Annotated in this window: 1 protein-coding gene; it reads left to right on the top strand. The window is 46.6% G+C overall.

What is annotated here, in order from left to right; translation table 11 throughout:
• The coding region (locus tag I2484_RS21195; RefSeq protein WP_207152999.1) for a ribonuclease YeeF family protein at positions 1-717 on the top strand (717 nt) is incomplete at both ends.

The raw sequence follows: 717 nt of genomic DNA, 5'->3' as shown, positions 1-717 counted from the left end.
GAAAATGAAATGGAAGCAATCGAGACCGCAGTCGAAGGACTTGTAGCGATGGAAGATTCATTGAAAGGACAAGGTGGAGATGCGATCCGCGCATTTTATGCGGAGTGCCACCTGCCGTTCTTACAGTTTTTCATGACATTCAAAAGCAATTACGTAAACGTCCTCACCCAAATGGATTCCGCACTCGATGGACTTGAACCGAATGCGAACGGGTTCATCCGTCAAACGTTTCTTGAAGGAGAAGTTGAAGAAGGACTTACGGTAATTTCTAGACTGACAAGCAGTCTCACCGACGAAGCGAACGACATTATGAATCAGGTCGCCGATATCGTTGCCCTTCCACATTTGAATGATAGTGATGTGCAGGAAGGGGTTCGAGATGCACGAAGGAAACGGGATCAAACGATTGCCGATTTGTATGAATTTGATGCGAATCAGACGAGGGCTTTGATAGCGATAGAGATTGACCTGAAGACGATGGAAACATGGATTTCTGATATCGAAGGATTGTTCACAGATGGTGTGACGGCCATCGACTTCCCAATGGATAAATGGGCAGCATTATCGGCGAAAAATACACTTCAGACAGATTTAGCACAACGGACGGCTGGGATGAACGGCGTAAACGGGGGACAAGGATCCGGTGATGAACTTGGCAATCTAGTAGGGGCGAATACTTCTGAAGATGAGCAATTGAAAGCACTCTATGCTGCACTC

This window comes from Sporosarcina sp. E16_8 (assembly GCF_017347095.1).
In the GTDB taxonomy this organism is placed as follows: domain Bacteria; phylum Bacillota; class Bacilli; order Bacillales_A; family Planococcaceae; genus Sporosarcina.
Note: the sequence above shows the minus strand (reverse complement) of the source record. Positions and strands in the feature narration are given on the sequence as shown.